The organism is uncultured Bifidobacterium sp. (genome assembly GCF_949292005.1).
GTDB lineage: Bacteria > Actinomycetota > Actinomycetes > Actinomycetales > Bifidobacteriaceae > Bifidobacterium.
The window spans coordinates 1-19,522 of the sequence record NZ_CASEXV010000035.1; the positions used below are offsets into that span (position 1 = coordinate 1).

A 19,522-nucleotide genomic window follows, 5' to 3' on the forward strand; every position below is an offset into this window, starting at 1 on the left:
CAGGCCCTCGCGCAGATGGCCGTCGACCCTGCGCTTGTTGATTCGATCTCCTCTCTCATCACCTCGGGTAAAACCGCGGCCAGGGCCACTTTCGAGGGCTTTGCCGGTTTTGAGAACACGCTGTCGGCTTTGGGTGGGTACATGGCCGAGCGTGCCGGGGATCTGCATGATGTCGGCCAGCGCGTGATCGCCGATCTGCTGGGGGTTCAAGCTCCAGGCGTCCCCGCGAGTGACAAGCCGTTCATTCTCGTGGCGCGGGATCTGTCCCCCGCCGACACCGCGGCTTTGGATCTGGACAAGGTCCATGCGATTGTTACCAGTGAGGGCGGCCCCACCAGCCACACAGCCATTCTTGCCAGGGCACGGGGAATAGTCGCCGTCGTTTCCGCTCAGGAGGCCGAGTCGTTGTCGACGGGGGACACCGTCATCGTGGACGCGGCGCGTGGAAGCGTGACCGTGAATCCCTCGCAGGACGAGATTCGTCAGGCGCAGGCGGCCAAGGCGCAGGCTGCCAAGGCGAAGGAGCTTCGGGGACAGCCCGGGGCTCTCAAGGACGGGACGACCATCCCGCTTCTCGCCAACGTCGGCAAGCCCGAGGACGCGGATGCCGCTTGGGAGTATGGTGCCGAAGGCGTCGGGCTTTTCCGTACGGAGTTCCTGTTCATCGGCAACGAGGAGCCGCCGACCGTCGATGAGCAGACCGAGGCCTACGCGCGCCTTCTTTCCCGGTTCCCCGGCCGCAAGGTCGTGATTCGTATGCTGGATGCGGGCGCCGACAAGCCGCTGCCGTTCCTGACGCCCGAGGACGAGCCGAATCCGGCTTTGGGACTGCGTGGCCTGCGAACGTTGCGCACGCATATGCAGGTTCTGGAGGACCAGCTTGAGGCGCTTGCCCGGGCCGACGCGAAGACCGATGCCGATCTGTGGGTTATGGCGCCGATGGTCGCCGACGAGCACGAGGCCGATTATTTCGTCAGATTGGGCAAGTCCAAGGGACTGAAACGCGTCGGGGCGATGGCCGAGGTCCCCTCGATCGCGTTGATGGCCGACAAGGTCGCCAAGGTCGCGGACTTCGTGTCGATAGGGACGAACGATCTCACCCAGTACACGATGGCCGCGGACCGCACTCTGGGTTCGGTGTCCAACTACCAGACCGCATGGCATCCGGCCGTGCTGCGCGCCATCAAACTCATAGCGGATGCGGGTAACGCGAACGGGATGCCTGTCGGCGTGTGCGGTGAGGCCGCGGCCGATCCGGATCTCGCCGTGGTTCTCGTGGGACTGGGTGTGAACTCGCTGTCCATGACCCCAGTGGCCTTGGATGATGTCCGTGCCGAACTGCGCAACCACACCATGCAGGAGGCTCGTGACATAGCCGCCCGCGCGTTGGACGGGGAGTTCTACCATCCGGCGTGGTGAGCGAGGCGGCACAGTGACCTGTTGTGATTTTTGATGGGCGGCGGGGCGGGCGGTTGTCCCGTCTCCGCCGCCATTGCGCTTGTGGCCTATCGGGTTTGGTGTTTATTCGGACTGTTATCCATTCGGCCTGTTATCCATTCCGTGGAATACTGGAGGCATGAGAATTTCCGCGGATTTCACTGTCATTCCCGATTCATACGCCAAACGGGCCCCCGGCGAGAATCGCGTGGAGGGGGTTCCCGTGGTCTCGTTCCCCTTCTACATCGACGAATTGTCCCCGTCCGCGCATTATCTGCATTGGCAGATGGTCGATCCCGACTCGATACCCGTCTGCGGATTCGAATGGATTCACTGGTCCGTGGCTAATGTCCCGGTGGACGCGTTGATGTATGACTTCAATGATTCGCACGCACTGTCCATCCCCGCGGATTTCTCACGATCGATGCCGTCGATGATTCCCGAGGCCAGCCAAGGCCGAACCTCGCGTGGTGGCTCCCTGGTGGGCGGAACGAACCCCGCGGTGACCATGCGCTACAACGGCCCGCAGCCGCCGGACCGCGACCATGAGTATCTTCTCGATGTCTGGGGAACGCAGGAGCCGCTGCCCGGTCTCGCTCAGGGATTCTGGCTCAATTCACTGCACCACGCCATAAGGGACTATCGTGGTCCGGTTGACCAAGGCGGATTGGCGCTGATCGGCGCACGGTAGGCGGAATGGCTCGGTAGACGATTGGGTGTTCCCCCTCGGGGACGATCACGTCGTGAAAGGAATGACCGGATATGGCATGCACAACGATTCTCGTCGGCAAGGACGCAAGCTACGACGGATCGACAATCATCGCGAGGAACGAGGATTCCGCGAACGGGGAGTTCAACCCCAAGCGCTTCGTGGTCGTCGAGCCTCAGGATCAGCCGCGCGGGTACCGGAGCGTTCTGTCCCACCTGAGCATCGGCCTTCCAGATGAGCCTCTGCGCTACACCTCGGTTCCCAATGCGGATCTCAAGGAGGGCGTGTGGGGCGAGGCGGGGGTCAACTCCGCGCAGGTTGCCATGAGCGCCACAGAGACGCTCACCACGAACGAGCGCGTGCTCGGCGCGGACCCGCTGGTGGAGTTCCAGCCGGCGCGAGGCGTGGAGGGCGAGGACGGGTACAGGCCCGAAGTGGCCGGGGGGATTGGTGAGGAGGACTTCCTCACCATCGTCCTGCCATATATCCACTCCGCTCGCGAGGGGGTGGAGCGGCTTGGTTCCCTGTTGGAACGCTACGGAACGTATGAGATGAACGGTGTGGCTTTCAGCGACGTCGACGAGATCTGGTGGCTTGAGACCGTCGGCGGACACCATTGGATCGCGCGGCGCGTGCCGGATGACTCCTATGTGACCATGCCCAATCAGCTCGGCATAGACGAGTTCGACATCGAAGACGCTCTGGGGGAGCGGGAATCCCACATGTGCTCGGCGGATCTCGCGGAGTTCATCGAGGACAACCATCTGGACCTTGCCGTCGAATCGACCTCGCCGTTCAATCCCCGAGACGCGTTCGGCTCCCATTCGGACTCGGATCATGTCTACAACACCCCCCGGGCGTGGTTCATGCAGCGTTTCCTCAATCCTTACGACGAGATGTGGGATGGTCCCGAGGCCGACCATCGTCCGGACAGCGACGACATCGCGTGGGCGCGTCAGCCCGAGCGCAAAATCACCATCGAGGATGTGAAATACGTTCTCAGCTCGCACTATCAGGGGACCCCTTTCGACCCCTATGGTTCCCAGGGGGATGAATCGACGCGGCACATGCTTCGCCCGATTGGAATCAACCGTCAAAGCCAGCTCGCGGTGATCCAGATTCGTCCCTATCGTCCGGAATCCAGCAGAACCATCCAATGGATGGCCTACGGATCGAATCCTTTCAACGCGCTTGTCCCGTTCTACGCGAACGTCGATGGCACCCCCGCCTACCTCGCCGACACCACCACGAGGGTGACAACCGAGAACCTCTACTGGGAGAATCGCATCATCGCGGCTTTGTGCGACGCGCGCTTCTCCGACACGGCGAATGCCGTCGAACGCTATCAGGAACAGGTGGGAGGACTGGGGCACCGCTTCATCGCGGATACCGACGCGCGGCTGGAATCCGAATCTACCGGTGCCGGCGATGACGCGGCGGTGCGCGGTGTTCTCACGCAGGCCAACCAGCGCATGGCCGACCAGTTGCGCGAGCGGACCGACGCGTTGCTCGATGAGGTCCTCTACACGACGAGTATGCGCATGCGCAACGGGTTCAACCGCTCCGACCACTAAGATACGCAGCCGCCGCAAGGGCTCGGAGCGACGTGGAATACGGATCCATGAAGGTGCGTCCATGTGCGGCGGCTTATGCCCGGTGTGTCCTCCTGTCGAGAGGGATGGGGGGTTGTGGCATGACCCGACACTAGGATGAGAATGTCCCGATGGCTCCGATGGTTTTGGCGGGGCTTTGGGCGGCGGCAGGCACATCTAGGCAGGGAGACCATGACTCTTATCGATCGTTTCACCGCTGATTATGGCGCGGTCCAGAAAATCGACGCATTTGCGTTCCTCAAGCATCTTGAGGACAACCCCGACGCATCCCGCAAGCACGGCAAAGTTGTTCTCGTCACTGCCGACACCCCGTTGAAGGCGTCGCGCGGTGAGGGGAAGACCACGACGACCATAGCGTTGATCGACGCCTTGCGCTCGCGTGGAATCGACGCCGCGGCCGTGCTACGTCAGCCCAGCATGGGAATCACCGCCGCTGGCTCCAAGGGCGGCGCGTCCGGGGGTGGGAAGGCGTCATTGACGCATCCCGAATTGGTCGACTGGGGTCTGTGCGGGGAGATGGCCGCGATCGCGGCCGCCCAGAACCTGCTTGTGTCATTTGCCGAGAAGGCGGTGGACGAGGGGCGCCTTGACGAGATCCTCGTCCCGCGCGTTTCCGAGGTTCCATCGCGGTCGTTGCGTCAGATCGCAGTGGACCGCGGGAAGGGTGACATCCCCGAGCGCGTTGTGCTGACACCGACATGCGAGCTGATGCAGATCGTCGTTCTGTCGCGTTCGATGGAGGAGATCTCCGCGCGGGTGGGGGCGATGATCGCCGGAACCAAGGATGGAAAACCGGTTGTTTTCAGAGATTTCATCGATTTGTGGAGAATAACCAATATTCTGGGCGATGCCGTCAAACCGGCGGCGACGAGAACGGTGGGGGGGTCGCCGGTGTACGTCCACGGAGGTCCCTTCGCGAACGTTTCGATCGGAATCCCGACCCTGGTCTCGGTGGAGATGGCCTGCGCCCTTCATGATGTAGTCGTCGTGGAGGCGGGATATGGGACCGATGCCGGCGCCCAGAAGTGGTTGGACATCGCCTGCCGTGAGTATGGGGCCCAGTGGCCGTCGGCCGCCGTCGTTGTGACCCGAGCGACGACGTGGCGTGACGACCCGGCGCTGAGCTGGCGTTATCCGTTCCATGTGAGGCGTCTTGAGGGACTGGGAATACCAACTTTCCCGCTTATCAACCTGTGGAGCGGAGAGGACGATCAGACCGACTCTCTACGCGGAGCGGCCCATGATCTGGGATTCCGTGAGCCGGTCGTCGGAAATCTTTTCCGTGATGGAGGCGACGCTTTGGCGCCTCAGCTTGATGATTTCGTCGATGCGGTCACGTCCTCGGACACGGGTGATTCACAGGTCGATAGCCACAAGGGGATGCCCGTGGTCGAGGATGTCCGATGGGTGGCAAATAGCGCTTATGGGGTTCCCGCGGAACGGGTTGTGGCACGCGCGGGCTTCGAGGAGTCGCTTGCCCGAGCCGCTCATCTGATGGATGGAGTCGGTGGAGACATCGACGATCTCGCTCTGGTCGCAGTCAAGTCCCCCGCGACGATGACCGATGACGATTCTGCGCCGGAGGCCTCGCGCACTGTCACTCTGAAGAAGGTCGAGATTCACGCTGGAGCGGGACTGGTTCAGGTCAACCTCACGACATCGTTGACCACTCCGATGCCGAAAATCGTTTAAGACGATTGGTGGTGGTTGGTGGTGGCCGTGGTCGGAGACGGCCACCACCGAAGTCGCTTCCCGCCACCGCGACCGCCATGGTGGGACTGGTGTCCGTGGCGGGGGCAACGGTCAGAAGTTCGAGCCGTTCCATCCCCAGTCGGTCGTCGCCGTGTAACGGATGTAGGCCCGATCCTCCGGGATTCCAAGCTCGGACTTCAACGCGGCCATAATGTCGTGCGTCAGACGCTCCCATGCGGTTCCCGGGACGCTGGAACCGAACACGTTGACCTCGACGTAGGCGGCCGGCTTGTCATCGGTGCCCGCGAAGTATATGGGCATATTGTCCTCGAATGGGCACATCAGCCATCCCTCGGATTTTCCGGGAACCGCGGTTATCGCCTTTCCATAGGCGGTTTTCAGGGCTTCCCTCTGGGCCGGGGTGGTTGTGACGGACACATGCGTGTGGATGACGGGCATGGAATCTCCTTTGTGTTGTTGTGTTATTGTGTTCCTGCTTTGTCGGCACTCTTGGTTTTCCCGTGCGAATCGTGCGCTGCGCGGACTATTCCATCGTAGTTCGTGCTTGTGATGCGGACGGATTGGACAAATCTGCGGGAATTCACATGGCATAATATCCGGGCTGTCAGGCGAGTCGTGTTCAATGTCTTCTCGTGAAGACACTGATAGCGCAGTTGGTCAAGTTCGGTCTTGTCGGGGTCGTGGCCTTGGTCATCGACATGGGGATTCTCAACCTTCTCGTAGGCTTCTTCCACATGCACAACGTGCTGGCGGGGTCGATATCCTTCCTTGTGTCGCTTCTATTCAACTATGTGGCCAGCATGAGATACGTGTTCACCCACCGTGAGGACATGGCTCGCTGGATGGAAATGGCGGTTTTCTTCGCATCCGCCGCGATCGGTCTGGTGATTAACGACGCGATCATCTGGATGAGCACGTTCGGCATGAACCGTGACGCGATGCTCACGCAGCACACCCAATATTGGATTCGCACCAACATCGGGAAGCTTATCGCAACGGTTGTCGTCGCGGTCTGGAACTTCATCATTCGCAAATGGCTGTTGGATGACAAGCGCACCAATGCCATGAATGTGCTGAGACCCAGCTCTCGACGTCTGACCCAGCAGGAGATGGATGAGAGATGGGAGCGCAGCTTCGCCCACCGGCTGGGGGAGTGGTCGCTGACGCACACGCCCCAGGGTTGGCCGCGTTGATTGTCGAAATGCCACAGAGGGGTGTCGATCTGATCATTCTGTTGGCGGTTGGGCGTGATTTGCGTTCGTTGGGCGGGTCTCCTCGGTATCTGAATCCAGAAATGGCCTTATATCAACCCTCGCGAAACGGGATCTGAAGATACCCCGCCCAACGAACGAAGAATCTGCCCAACGACGACACGATAAGCATCGGGTCGGGGGTATGGGAACATTCGAATCGACAGTGTGGGGCGAAATGACCATTGGGATGCAATTGTGCCACAAATTGCATCCCATGACCGCCATTGGCCATACGATTCGCTTCACGTTCCAGCTCTAGACGCTCACCTCGGTAAGCACAGGTGACTCGGTGCCGCTTTTGATCTGCCTGAGCCCCACCAGCGCGATGGCCAGCGAGCCCAAAGCCAGGACAGTGGCGACAAGGAATCCTCCGTGCGATCCCATCCGGTCTATGAACACTCCCGCTATGGCCGATCCTGCGGACCCGCCGATCGCGTTCATGGCACCCATCCAGGCCATTCCCTCAGTGAAACGGCTGGGAGGAACAAGATGCAGCATGAGCTGGTTGCCATTGATCCACGTGGGTGCCTGTCCGACGCCGATTATGAGATAGATGATCATGATCACCCACAGATGTCGTGCGAACATGAACGATCCCAGTCCGATATTGACCATCGCGAGACAGATGTAGAAGCGCTTCCACAAGGGTGTCATCCAGTTGCGCGCCCCATACACGATGGCTCCGAGGAGTGAGCTGAAGGAGAAGCACGCGAACACGAAGCCGGTGTATTGCTTCATGTTCTGTTCGGTGGCGAATGCGATGATCGATATTCCGGCGGCGGATTGGAAGGATCCCAGACCGAACCATGTGGCGCAAACCGCGATGAGACCCGGTCCCCAGATGGACGCAAGCTTGGCCTCGGGCGAGGAAGCGCGGGCGGCGCCATCGACGGATGAAGTCTCCTGATCTTTGTCGCCATTCGTGGACGGCGCGAGGTCGGTGGTGTCGCCACGAGCGAGCGCATCGGCCCTCTCCTGCATCGCCGTGGCCTTAAGTGCTTCCCGTTCACGGTATTGGGCCCTGGTGAGGCCCGCCCGTCGAGCGAGTTCCGTTTGAGACGGGGGCTCGGTGGAAAGTTCGGTGAGGAACATGAGCGCCCCGGTTACCACGCACAGTCCGGTCACCGAGAATGCGAGCATCCCTGATATGACGGCCAGCGTCGAGGAGAGGGGATTGCCGATGATCCACATGCACTCGTCCAGCACCCCCGAGAGGGATAGAGCGCGATCGGTGCGAATCCTGTCGCCTGCGAGAAGATGTGTCCAGCGTCCGCGGCTCATCGCGCCCCATGGTGGAATCGCGGCGAGGAAGGGCGTGATGCAGAAGAGTATCCACTCGGGGACCCGTGCGCTGATGCACGAGGACAGGGCGATGGCCGCCGCCAGCCACACGATGATGGTGGGTATCGAGACCTGCCGTTGGCCGAAACGGTCGACAAGGCGTCCGAGGATCGGTCCTATCACCGCTAGGGCGATGGCCTGCACGGCCGTGAGCTCGCCGGCAAGCGTGTAATTGTTGTAATAGTGCTGGACCGAGATCGTTATGGTCATTCCGACCATGGGAAAGGGCATGCACGCGATGACAGCACCGACCGCGAACCGCGCGGTGTGCGGAATTCGTAGGAGTTCGGCATAGCCGCCGAAAACGCGTGATCCAAGCTGACGGATTGTCAGAATGGCTGTTGGAGTCATGTGTGTCTTTCCCGGTTTTGTCCGTGTACGTCTCTTTTGTCTTTTGTGCTGCGTGCCGGTTGTTGTGTGCCGTGGGCGGGTGCATTGCGGGTCTCGCGCATGCGGCGCCGTGCGGTGTCGCGCGTGGCGGTGTCGCGCCCGCCGTGGTTCGTCATGCCATGGCCGCCTGTGTCGCGGCTGTTCTGTGGGTGTCAGGGCGCTGGACACTTTATACAGACCGCGTGGCCGACACGCGGTAGATTGGTGGAGGATTCGAGCTCGAACGACATCGGAGGGTGGCGGTCGCGGCCGAAGCCATATCATCGGACACCTCAATAACATCAGCGGAGACATCAGCGGAAGGGCCAGAGCATGACGGTAACCACCATCCATTTCGTCAGGCATGGGGAGGTCGATAATCCCGGGCATGTGTTGTACGAGAGGCTTCCGGGATTTCCTCTTTCGGCACGAGGAGCGCGTATGGCGCGTGCGACCGCCCGGTATCTCGCGTCCGATCCCCGTACGCGTGGAATCAGCGCCGTGTACTCCTCACCGCTTGAACGTACTCGCCAGACCGCCGGCGAGATTCTGAAGAGTCTTAATGCCCGTCGTGCCGCTGATGGTGAAGGACAGCTGTCCCTTGTTGTGGACGAGCGCGTCATCGAGGCGGGCAACGACTTTCGTGGAACGCGCATAGGTCATGGTTCCGGGGCGTTGTGGCGGCCGAGGAATCTACGTCTGGTCCGCAATTTGTGGAAGCCGACGTGGGGTGAGAGCTACCGTCAGATCGCCTCCCGCATGGCGGATTTCTCTCGGGATATCGTTGGCAAGCACCCGGGGGAGCAGGTCGCCGTGGTCAGTCACGAGTCGCCGATCTGGTCGTTCCGCCATCTTCTTGAGACGGGGCATCCCGAGCACAATATGCTTTTGCGCCATACGGCGTTGGCATCGGTGACATCTATCACTTTCGATGTGGGCACGGGCAAAGTGCTGGGCATATCGTATGCCGATCCCGCCGCAGATGTGCGGTGATGCGATGCGCGGTGATATGGGCAATGAAGGCCATGGTGTCTCGGCATGTCCATTAGAGTTATGGGCGGATGGTCAAAACCGCGCCAGACACGCTGCGCCAGACATCGTCCCAGACCGCGATCGTTTGGTCGGGAAGCGGTCCGATGTGGTTGATTTGGCGTGGACGTCCTTGGCGATGGGCCGGAGGAAGGAGCGGATATGGCGTGGACTATAGAGGACTCGGAGATCGTGTCGGCGGCGATGATGCCGCAAGTACGTGATGCGGCCGTCAGCGGTGTCCGGCTTATTGGATTGTGGCCGTTGACCGATGAGCGGATGCTGTCGAATGACGCGAGGTATGGAGAGACCCTTCAGGTTCGGGTGACGCGCGTGATGGCGTCGGCTATGTCTGGTGTTGAGGTGTCCATGGCGGATTCGGAATTCGTCTACGAAGGGGCGACGTCCATCCCGGGAAGGTCTGATGCCGTCGCCGACGCGCTGCTTGCGGCGAATGAGTCGTATGATGCCATGTCCACCTATTCGCAGTCGGGGGACATCGCGGTGGTGATGCGTGGAGCCGCGGTCGCCGGAGCTCAGTGGGATGATGACGCGGTGAAGGCTATCGCCGCCGCTCTGGACGCGATCGAGGTCGTCGCGAGGGATCCCTCCCGTGAGCAGCCGCGTCAGGCGTCCGGTCTGGAATCGCTGGCCCAGCGTCTGGGATTGGTCGCGGCCGCGGTCAATGGGCTTCTCGGGATCCTGGGACAATCGTCCGTTCGTGGTGGCGGCACGGCCCTGTCGGTTCGGGGCGTAGCGCCGCTTCTTCCTTATGTCAACGAGCTGTGCGAGAGAATGGCGATCGGACGTGTGTTTATGGATGCGTCGGATCTTGAGGCGCTTGTGTCGGCCAGAGCCCTCTGCGACAACGGCGATGGCGATGCGGGTGATGTCGTCGGGTTGTTCGCCGCTTATGCGGCGCGCGAGTGGGACCGTCACCATGATGATGTCCTCTGGGATCCTGACGAGGCCGAACGGTTGGCCAAGGAAGACGACGAGAAGCGCCGTCGGGCCGAGCTGAATGACAGGTTCTCGGCGGAGCGCCCCGCATCGGAATCGTCCACGTCGGAAAACGCACGTCGGAATAGTCTGTGACGGAAACGCCGGATTCAGAACAATCCGATTGATGGGGCCGCGGCTAATCGGCGAAGTCGTCGGAAGGGCCGAGCATCAGCCGTTCGGCGAGGGACACCGCCGCGAGGAGCAGTCCGGTGAGGGTGATGATCACAATCGTGGCGGAGAAGATCGGCGGGGTGCGGAACGAGTTGAACGCCGCCTGCAGCCAGATGCCCAGTCCATTGATGGCTCCAAGGTATTCTGCGGTGACCGCGGTGCCGTAGACGTAGGCGGCGGAGATGCGGATGCCTCCGAATATCTGGCGTCCCGCGACCACAAGAGTGACATGCCAGAGAGTCCATGACCGCGTGGCTCCGCATGTGAGCGCTACATCCGAGTAGAAGCCCGGAACCGCGAGAAGTCCGCGGCACGTCTGGACGGCGATGGGGAACAATCCAAGCACGGCCACCAGAATGATCTTCCCCGTCATCTCGAAACCGAACCAGATCATGAAAAGGGGGGCGATGGCGATCAGCGGTATGGTCTGGGCGGCGACGAGGATCGGATACATCATATGGTACAGCGTGGAGGACAGATAGAGTCCGATGCCCGCGGCGATACCCAGAATGATGGCGATGAGGAATCCTGTCACGGCCTCGATAGCCGTAACGCGAGTCGCCGTCATCAGCTCGGGCCAGGTGTCGACCATGGACCGGACGATCTGCGTGGGCGAGGCGATCACGCGCGGTGAGACGTGGAGTGAGTTCACAAGAATCTGCCATACGGAGATCATGACGACCACGGTGATGACGGCGGGGAGCGCCGCGGATGTGAGCCGTCGCCTACTCGCGCAATGGGTGGGTGGTTGCTTGCTCATGATTGCGATGTGGAAAGGTAATCGTCGGTGGAAAGCTCACTCGCCTGAGGTGCGCTCGATGCCGTTTTCCCGTCGGCATCCGTGTAGGTTCCCGCCTTGAATTGGAAGTTCAGATACGCCTGAGCCTGTTTCAGATTCGTCGTTCCAGGAACGCTTGTGGTATCCGTGGTCGTCCAGTAGGGGCCGGAGGAGATCTCCTCCATCGAGCGACGGGCGAGTTTCTTGTCAATCTGTGCCGTCGACGCCTGCGCGACCAGGATGTCCGCGGCCTTGTCCGGATGGCGCAGCGCGTAATCGTATCCGCGTCGCACGGCGGCGAGGAATTTTCGTAGCGCGGCGGCATGGGAGGCTTTTGTGACCCATGACTTTTTGACTGCGAAGCCGAGCTGGTCGGGATTGCCGGGGACTCCCCAGTCCGATGCCACGAAACAGTGCAGCTTCGGCCCGTTCAACTCACTTTCCACGTTCTCCCATGTGACGTAGAAGCCGCCGAAGTCACCCTTGCCGCTGGTGAGTGTCTCGAAAGTGCTTGTTCCTGCGGTCGCCGTGGAGAATTTCCCCGTTCCGCCGGCGTATTTGATCATCTGCTTGACGACGGCGCTTTGCTCGGCCGACCCGAAGCTGACGAAGGTTTTTCCGGACAGGTCCTTCGGGGTCGTGATGTCCGTTCGTGAGGCGAGCGCGCACCACCGGGCCACCGGCTTCTGCGTGAGGTCGAAGACGAACTTCAGATCGGACCCCTGCGCGTTGAAGGCCGCCACATTGCTCAACGTGGTGAATCCCACGTTCGCGACACCGTTTTCGACGCTGGTCTCGGCTCCGGCCTGTGCCGTGGGAAGGATGGTGACGTTGACTCCCGCATCCTTGAAATATCCGAGCTTCTGGGCCACATACAGTCCGATGTGGTTCGTGTTGGGCGTCCAGTCGAGCATGAAGGTGATGGTGGAGGTGCCGTCCGATGATTGGGATGTGGAGAATCCGCATCCGGCGACCGCCGTCAGAAGGACGATGGTCGACATCGCGGCCGCGGCCATGCGGATAATGCGGGCGGACAATGCGCGGATGGAGCTACCTGAACCGAGCATGGACGGATCACCTTGCCTTCCGCGCCCTAAGGGGCGTCTGTGGTCCGACGGCGGCGTTGGGGAAGGTGAGGAGCCCGCGCGTCACGTCGAACCCGGTCCCGAGGGGCCGAATGGAATCGTGGATGGGCACGGCTGCTGCCACCAACCGCGCGAACGGCAACCAGTATATACGGACGGCTTCCGAAGGCGCGCGCTTCCGTTGCGTCGTCCACGTCCGACTTGCGGGGCACAATGGGGCGCATGACTGATATTGCCAATGACAGCCCCCGCGCGGAGGGGGATCATTCCGTTTCCGGGATTTCCGAGCATGCCGTGGCCGATCACAAGGGACGTCCGTCCCTTCCCGAGCACGTGCGCGTGCGTTTCTGCCCGTCGCCGACGGGCACCCCCCACGTGGGCATGGTTCGCACGGCGCTGTTCAACTGGGCCGAGGCTCGGCACACGCATGGGGTTTTCGTGTTCCGGATCGAGGACACGGATGCGCAACGGGATTCGGAGGAAAGCTACAACCAGATCCTTGAGGCACTCAGATGGCTCCACATCGATTGGGACGAGGGCATAGAGGTCGGAGGGCCGCATGGACCCTACCGGCAATCCGAACGCACCGACATATACAAGGATGTGGCGCGGCGGCTTCTTGACGCCGGTTACGCCTACGAGTCCTATTCGACACCCGAGGAGATCGAGGCGCGCAACGTGGCGGCCGGCCGTCCCAAGGCCTTTGGCTATGACGGATTCGACCGGAACCTCACGCAGGAGCAGAGGGCCGCCTTCCGCGCCGAGGGCCGCCGGCCAGCGCTCAGGATTCGCATGCCCGATGAGGATGTCGCCTTCGACGACCTGATCCGGGGCCGCATAGACTTCAAGGCCGGCAGCGTTCCCGACTATGTGATCGTGCGTCCTAACGGGGATGCCCTGTACACGCTGACGAATCCGGTGGATGACGCGATGATGGGCATCAACGTGGTCCTGAGGGGCGAGGACCTGCTGAGCTCCACCCCGCGTCAGATAGTTCTGTATCGGTATCTGATGGAGTTGGGCATCGCCAAGGAGATGCCCCTTTTCGGCCATATGCCTTATGTGATGGGAGCGGGCAAGAAGAAGCTGTCGAAGCGTGATCCGGAGTCGAATCTTTTCCTTCACCGGGAGAACGGATTCATTCCCGAGGGCCTGCTCAACTATCTCGCGCTTCTGGGATGGTCGATCGGGCCGGACCGTGACGTGTTTTCCATGCAGGAGATGATCGAGGCCTTTGATGTGCGTGACGTCAAGGCCAATCCCGCCCATTTCGACATTGACAAGGCCGTCTCCATCAATGCGGAGCATGTCAGGATGTTGGAGCCTCAGGACTTCCTCAACAGGTCGGTTCCCTACCTCCATCGTGACGGCGTCGTGTCCGCGGACTCCTGGGATGCGCTCACCGACCGCGAGCGCGCGATTCTCACCGCCGCGGCTCCTCTGGTGCAGCCGCGTGTCCGTCTGCTGGGAGAGGTTTCGGCGATGGCGGGAAGTCTTCTCAGTGGGGCCGGATATATCGAGCCTGATGAGGATGCGCGCAAGCAGCTGAAGGATTCGGCGGCTGACGTGCTGGACCGTGCGGTGGCCGCCTTGGAGCCGGTGGACGACGCTGGTTGGAAGGCGCAGAACCTTCACGAGACGCTGAACGTGGCCCTTCTGGAGGGGGCCGGATATAAGCCCAGGCAGGCCTTCGGCCCGGTGAGGGTCGCGATGTCCGGCCGTCGCGTGTCCCCGCCTTTGTTCGAATCGATGGAGATCATCGGGAAGGATGTCGCAATCGCCCGTCTGCGGGGTCTGCGCGAGCATCTGTGATTTCGTGGAGGGCGGTGGTCGTCGGGACGGGATGTCGGCGGGATTTCCCGTTCACGACACGCCGTCTTGCGGCGCGGTTATGGTCCAGCTAGTATTTCCCTCTGTTGTCTGTGAAGGCAACGGATAAGTGAATGCCCCCATCGTCTAGCGGTCTAGGACTACGCCCTCTCACGGCGCCAACACCGGTTCAAATCCGGTTGGGGGTACGACGCGGTAGCTCTTGCGGCTACGACGCCAATTGGGATGTGGTGTAATTGGCAACACAGCTGATTCTGGTTCAGCCATTCTTGGTTCGAGTCCAGGCATCCCAGCGATGATGGAAGCCCTGCAGCCACAACGGTTGTAGGGCTTTCCTGTATTCGGTCTCGAGTCCGGCGGCGTCCAGAGGCAACGTGAACGGCACTCGCGCCGGGATGGCATGTCCGGACATCATGGAATGTCCGCCGAGACGGTGCCGTTGCCGCTGTCCATGCGACGGGAGTCAGGGCTGCGGTACTGTTGAACGATATGAGTGAGTTGCAACGGGCCGTCCGCACACTGTCGTCGCGCGCCCGTGATCGCGTCGTTTCTCCGGAGGATCCGGCGGATAGTCGTCCCGTGTCGATCTCCGCCCGTCTGGGGTGCCTGCAATTCCATGAATCCGGCAAGTTCCGCGTTCTTCAGATCGCTGACGTGCAGGCCGGTGGAACCGTGTCGAGGGACACGGTGAGGCTTCTTTCCGCGGCGATAGGTGTGGCCCGTCCGGATCTGGTGGTTTTCACGGGAAACCAGATAGCCGGATACGATCAGGTTTTCGAGGCGACGTTCAGAAAAAGACGATGGTCGTCGGGCTGGTCACGTAGCCGGACTTCGAGGCCGTCGTCGCAGCAGCGCGCGGACGCCCATGTGCGTGACGTGGTTCGGGATACGATCGCGCGATTCGTGGCGCCTGTGGTGGAGGCCGGCGTCCCCTGGGCGGTCACATATGGCAATCATGACTTCCAATGCGGACTGGACAACGCGCAGATGGACGAGATCTACCGCGCGTTTCCGGGATGTGTGAATCCGCCGCCCGCGAGGTCGCGCGGGGGGCAGGACGAGGTTTCCCCCTATGCGGGTCCGGAGGGTGCGGACAGCGGCGACGGCCAGGGGAATGCGATGCTGTGTGGGGCATCATCCGGCCTCCCCAATCAGACCGTCTATGCATATGCTCCGGGGACGTTCGCTCTTCCTGTGCGGGATATCTCGCGGAGTCGCACCGTGCTGGGCCTGTTGATTGTGGATTCTGGCGACTATGCGAGGTCAGGAGGCTATGGATCGCCCAGCGCGGGGGCCGTCGCCTTCATCGCCGGATCGCGATCCCTTGTCGGCGCGCCGTCGATGTTGTTCCAGCACATGGCGGTGCCCCAGTACTACCGGTTGCTCAAGGAGGTGCCTGCCACCGTGGATGGTGCCATCGAAGGGTATCGCGCCTTCGCCGGCAGACACTACGTCCTTGATGCGGATCGCACGCTTCCTGGCGGGTATCTTGGGGAGGGGATCAGCTGTCCCGATGGCGATTCGGGAGAGTTCGAGGCCATGACGGCCGATGGCGCGTGCTTCGCGATGGCGTGCGGACATGATCATCGCAATGGCTTCGTGGGTGATGTGGGCGGGGTGGCTCTGATGGCCACGCCCACCTGCGGCTTCGACTCCTATGGTCCTGCGCCTTCACAGGTCGCGGTGCGGCTTGTGGAGTTCGACATCCGACATCCGCACCATCCGCGTACCCAGTTGCTGAGTTTCGGAAACCTTGTGGGCAAGGCGTCCTCAACGAGGAAGACCTACACCTATGCGCTCAACGACGTCAAGGCATCCAGTGGCGAGACCATCGACCTGCTGCATCGTCCCGGGCGTGTGGTGCGTGTGCTCAGAGCGTTGGGGATCAGATAGTTAGATAGGTGTTGGGGTCAGGCGGGTGCTGGGAGTCAATCAGGCGGGGCGGCAGTCGGTCAAATCGACGATCCGGCTTTGATAAGGGTGTCCGTGAGGTATTTGCCGGCGGCCATGACCAGCGGAGCGTATCTCCGTCCGGGCATGCTCCCCATCCGACCGGTGGGACCGGATATGGAGACGGCGGCGATGACCTGACCGCTGGCGTTGCGGATGGGGGCCGAAATCGATGCGACGCCCTTCTCCCTCTCGCTGATGGATTCCGCCCATCCTCGTCGGCGAACGGCGGCGAGTTGGGTCGCCGTGAATTTGGCTTGGCGAAGACCCATATGGAGCCGTTCCGAATCGGCCCAAGCCAGCAGTATCTGCGCCGCGGAGCCGGCCTCCATCGACAGGAGCGCCCCGACCGGAATGGAATCCCTCAGTCCGCTTGCCCTTTCGACGGCCGCTATGCAGATGCGCTGGTCCCCCTGTCGGCGGTATATCTGCGCGGATTCTCCCGTGCGGTCAAGAAGCGTCTGGAGGACAGGTCCGGCGGCGTTGAGGAGTCTGTCCTCCCCCGCGGCGGCGGACAGCTCCGCGAAGCGAGATCCCAGCATGAAGCGCCCGTGCTGGTCTCGTATAACGAACCGGTGGCGTTCCAAGGCGATGGCCAGGCGGTGGGCGGTGGGTCGTGCGAGCCCTGTCGCCGTTACCAGCTGTCCGAGGGTTGTCGGCCCGAATTCCAAGGCGTCCAGAATCTTCACGGTTTTGTCGAGGACACCCACTCCGGAATGCACATCATCCCCGATGCTCGGGGGGGTGTCCACGTCGATGGTGGTGGCAGTGTCGGCGAAACTTTCATCCGATGCGTGTTGCGTGGATTCGCTCGGCGTCCTGAGGGGTTTCTGAGAGGTCATAAATGGATTATGACATCTCACATGGTGAAACGCAAAAGTCCGGGAACGGCGGGGCCGCTCATACTCTGGAGGCGTGCCGTTCGAACGATGCGGCCGAAGTCGTCTGCGGGGCCTTGAGCCTCGCGCGAAGGAGTGAGTGTATTGGGAACCACGCTTGCCGAGAAGGTCTGGAACGATCATCTGGTGCGTCGGGGGGAGGACGGTGCCCCCGATCTCCTGTACATCGATCTCATGCTGATGCATGAGGTCACGAGTCCGCAGGCTTTCGAAGGACTGCGGTTGGCGGGTCGCAAGCCCCGACGGAAAGAGCTTCTCATCGCCACCGAGGACCACAACACGCCGACCGTTGACATCGATCTGCCGAACCCCGACAAGACCTCCGCGGTTCAGCTGTCAACGCTTGAGCGCAACTGCAAGGAGTTCGGAATCCGCCTGCATCCGCTGGGTGACGCGGACCAGGGGATTGTGCATGCCTTCGCGCCGATTCTGGGACTGACCCAGCCGGGAATGACGATCGTGTGCGGCGACTCCCACACATCCACGCACGGGGCCTTCGGGGCATTGGCCTTCGGCATTGGCACATCCGAGGTCGAACACGTGATGGCGACCCAGACGCTATCCCTTAAACCGTTCAAAACGATGGCGGTCAACATCGACGGCGAGCTTCCCAAGGGGGTGACGGCCAAGGACGTCATCCTGGCCATCATCGCGAAGATAGGGACGGGTGGCGGGCAGGGGCATGTCATCGAATATCGCGGCGAGGCGATCCGCCGCATGTCGATGGACGAGCGCATGACCATCTGCAACATGTCCATCGAGGCGGGAGCCCGGGCGGGGATGATCGCTCCCGACCAGACCACCTTCGATTACCTTTGCGGCCGTCCGCACGCGCCCGAGGGCGAGATGTGGGACCGCGCCGTGGAATATTGGACGACGTTGCGCACCGATGACGACGCCGTCTTCGACAAAACCGTCACCATCGAGGCCAGCGACCTCGCGCCGTTCGTCACCTGGGGAACCAACCCGGGGCAGGGCTTGCCCATCACGGCCACGGTGCCCGTGCCCGAGAAGATCGCGGACGCGTCGGCGCGGACGGCGGCGGACTCCGCAATTCGCTACATGGGGCTCAAACCGGGAATGCCCATCAAGGACATCGCGGTGGACACCGTTTTCATCGGCTCGTGCACGAACGGCCGCATCGAGGATCTCCGCGCGGCCGCGGCCATCATGAAAGGGCATCACAAGGCCAAGTCGATTCATCGTGTCCTCGTTGTCCCCGCCTCGTCGAGAGTCAGGCTCCAGGCCGAGCGAGAGGGGCTGGACAGGGTGTTCAAGGATTTCGGGGCCGAGTGGCGCAACGCCGGATGCTCCATGTGCCTGGGGATGAATCCCGACAAGATGGTTCCGGGGGAGCGCTCGATATCAACCTCCAACCGCAACTTCGAGGGACGTCAGGGCAAGGGTTCGCGCACCCATCTGGCCTCTCCCGCCGTGGCGGCGGCCACGGCGATTCGTGGGACCATCAGCAGTCCCGACGACCTGTGACGCGGGGGATTCCGGTCCCGTCCGCGACTTCTGGGACGAGATGGATGCGGACAGGGCTGAAGAGGCAAGGACGAATTATTCGGATGCAAGCCGAAGAAGGATCGTATTTATGGAAAAACTGACAGTGGTCACAGGAGTGGGGGTTCCGCTTCGCCGGTCGAACGTCGACACCGACCAGATCATTCCGGCGGTGTTCCTCAAACGGGTCACCAAGTCCGGGTTCGAGGACGCGCTTTTCTACGCGTGGCGCCGCGATCCGGGATTCATCCTCAACCAGCCCGAGTACTCGGGGGCGCGGGTTCTTGTCGCCGGGCCGGATTTCGGCATAGGATCCTCCCGCGAGCACGCGGTGTGGGCCTTGCATGACTATGGATTCCGGGTCGTGATCAGCTCCCGGTTCGCGGATATTTTCTACGGGAACACGGCGAAGAATGGTGTTCTCGCTGCGATTATGCCGCAGGAAAGCATCGAGCTTCTCTGGAAGATACTCGAGGAGGAGCCGGGACGGTCCATGACGGTGGATCTGGGGGCGCGGACGGTGACATGTGGAGACGTGACGTTGCCCTTCGACGTCAACGACTACACGCGGTGGCGTCTGATGAATGGGTACGATGACATCGACCTCACGCTTCAGCATGAGGATGACATCGCCGCCTATGAGCGCATGCGCGCCGAGAGGTTCCCCTTCAAGCCCAAAACACTTCCGGCCAGACACCGTCCGGACGAAAGGATCACCTCCGCGCGTGCCCCCAAGGAGGAAAACTGGGCCGGGCCGCTGTCGTCGCGTTCCGCGGCCGAATCCTGACGGTTCATGTCGCGCGGGTGCCGTGGTATGGGGGACGGCGGCTGTGTCCG

The 19,522-nt window shown here is 61.9% G+C and carries 16 protein-coding genes and 2 tRNA genes; 13 read left to right on the plus strand and 5 right to left on the minus strand.

What is annotated here, in order from left to right; genetic code table 11:
* From ptsP to Q1X90_RS02750, 4 genes are all read left to right on the plus strand, one after another.
* Positions 1-1,419 (plus strand): phosphoenolpyruvate--protein phosphotransferase (gene ptsP / locus Q1X90_RS02735; protein ID WP_300766311.1); only part of this gene is annotated, 1,419 nt, incomplete at its 5' end.
* Between the two features lie 157 nt (positions 1,420-1,576).
* Positions 1,577-2,128, plus strand: a complete 552-nt coding sequence (locus tag Q1X90_RS02740; RefSeq protein ID WP_300766314.1) for a YbhB/YbcL family Raf kinase inhibitor-like protein — start codon at positions 1,577-1,579, stop codon at positions 2,126-2,128.
* A 71-nt stretch (positions 2,129-2,199) separates the two neighbouring features.
* On the plus strand, positions 2,200-3,720 hold the full coding sequence (locus Q1X90_RS02745; RefSeq protein WP_300766317.1) for a C69 family dipeptidase: 1,521 nt from the start codon (positions 2,200-2,202) through the stop codon (positions 3,718-3,720).
* Positions 3,721-3,930: 210 nt separating this feature from the next.
* Positions 3,931-5,451: a formate--tetrahydrofolate ligase gene (locus Q1X90_RS02750; RefSeq protein ID WP_300766320.1), complete on the plus strand. Its 1,521-nt coding sequence runs from the start codon at positions 3,931-3,933 to the stop codon at positions 5,449-5,451.
* 111 nt (positions 5,452-5,562) lie between these two features.
* Here Q1X90_RS02750 and Q1X90_RS02755 read toward each other — a convergent pair whose 3' ends face one another.
* Positions 5,563-5,910, minus strand: a complete 348-nt coding sequence (locus Q1X90_RS02755; protein WP_300766322.1) for a phenylpyruvate tautomerase MIF-related protein — start codon at positions 5,908-5,910, stop codon at positions 5,563-5,565.
* A 194-nt stretch (positions 5,911-6,104) separates the two neighbouring features.
* On the opposite strand from Q1X90_RS02755, the gene Q1X90_RS02760 reads away from it, so the two are divergent.
* Positions 6,105-6,665: a GtrA family protein gene (locus Q1X90_RS02760; RefSeq protein WP_300766324.1), complete on the plus strand. Its 561-nt coding sequence runs from the start codon at positions 6,105-6,107 to the stop codon at positions 6,663-6,665.
* 315 nt (positions 6,666-6,980) lie between these two features.
* On the opposite strand, the gene Q1X90_RS02765 is transcribed toward Q1X90_RS02760, so the two are convergent.
* Positions 6,981-8,417: an MFS transporter gene (locus Q1X90_RS02765; RefSeq protein WP_300766326.1), complete on the minus strand. Its 1,437-nt coding sequence runs from the start codon at positions 8,415-8,417 to the stop codon at positions 6,981-6,983.
* A 351-nt stretch (positions 8,418-8,768) separates the two neighbouring features.
* Here Q1X90_RS02765 and Q1X90_RS02770 point away from each other — a divergent pair, with 351 nt between their 5' ends.
* Complete coding sequence (locus Q1X90_RS02770; RefSeq protein ID WP_300766328.1) at positions 8,769-9,428, plus strand: histidine phosphatase family protein; 660 nt, start codon at positions 8,769-8,771, stop codon at positions 9,426-9,428.
* A gap of 198 nt (positions 9,429-9,626) precedes the next feature.
* Positions 9,627-10,559 (plus strand): hypothetical protein, encoded by a 933-nt coding sequence (locus Q1X90_RS02775; RefSeq protein ID WP_300766330.1) that lies wholly within the window; start codon positions 9,627-9,629, stop codon positions 10,557-10,559.
* 43 nt (positions 10,560-10,602) lie between these two features.
* Here Q1X90_RS02775 and Q1X90_RS02780 read toward each other — a convergent pair whose 3' ends face one another.
* The gene (locus Q1X90_RS02780; protein ID WP_300766372.1) at positions 10,603-11,313 is read right to left on the minus strand and encodes an ABC transporter permease; all 711 of its coding nucleotides are present in this window, start codon (positions 11,311-11,313) and stop codon (positions 10,603-10,605) included.
* An 80-nt stretch (positions 11,314-11,393) separates the two neighbouring features.
* Positions 11,394-12,482: an ABC transporter substrate-binding protein gene (locus Q1X90_RS02785; protein WP_300766331.1), complete on the minus strand. Its 1,089-nt coding sequence runs from the start codon at positions 12,480-12,482 to the stop codon at positions 11,394-11,396.
* Positions 12,483-12,722: 240 nt separating this feature from the next.
* Here Q1X90_RS02785 and gltX point away from each other — a divergent pair, with 240 nt between their 5' ends.
* From gltX to Q1X90_RS02805, 4 genes are all read left to right on the plus strand, one after another.
* Positions 12,723-14,312, plus strand: a complete 1,590-nt coding sequence (gene gltX / locus Q1X90_RS02790) for a glutamate--tRNA ligase (protein ID WP_300766333.1) — start codon at positions 12,723-12,725, stop codon at positions 14,310-14,312.
* Between the two features lie 133 nt (positions 14,313-14,445).
* Positions 14,446-14,518, plus strand: a tRNA-Glu gene (locus Q1X90_RS02795).
* 33 nt (positions 14,519-14,551) lie between these two features.
* Positions 14,552-14,623, plus strand: a tRNA-Gln gene (locus tag Q1X90_RS02800).
* Positions 14,624-14,819: 196 nt separating this feature from the next.
* Positions 14,820-16,223, plus strand: coding sequence for a metallophosphoesterase (locus tag Q1X90_RS02805; RefSeq protein WP_300766335.1), 1,404 nt, complete (start codon positions 14,820-14,822; stop codon positions 16,221-16,223).
* A 59-nt stretch (positions 16,224-16,282) separates the two neighbouring features.
* Here the strand turns inward: Q1X90_RS02805 and Q1X90_RS02810 are convergent, their stop codons facing one another.
* Positions 16,283-17,122: an IclR family transcriptional regulator gene (locus tag Q1X90_RS02810; protein WP_300766337.1), complete on the minus strand. Its 840-nt coding sequence runs from the start codon at positions 17,120-17,122 to the stop codon at positions 16,283-16,285.
* Between the two features lie 141 nt (positions 17,123-17,263).
* Between Q1X90_RS02810 and leuC the strand changes: the two genes are divergently transcribed.
* Both leuC and leuD read left to right on the plus strand, forming a co-directional pair.
* The gene (leuC, locus tag Q1X90_RS02815; protein WP_300766339.1) at positions 17,264-18,667 is read left to right on the plus strand and encodes a 3-isopropylmalate dehydratase large subunit; all 1,404 of its coding nucleotides are present in this window, start codon (positions 17,264-17,266) and stop codon (positions 18,665-18,667) included.
* A 109-nt stretch (positions 18,668-18,776) separates the two neighbouring features.
* Positions 18,777-19,472, plus strand: a complete 696-nt coding sequence (gene leuD / locus Q1X90_RS02820; protein WP_300766341.1) for a 3-isopropylmalate dehydratase small subunit — start codon at positions 18,777-18,779, stop codon at positions 19,470-19,472.
* Positions 19,473-19,522: the final 50 nt, after the last annotated feature.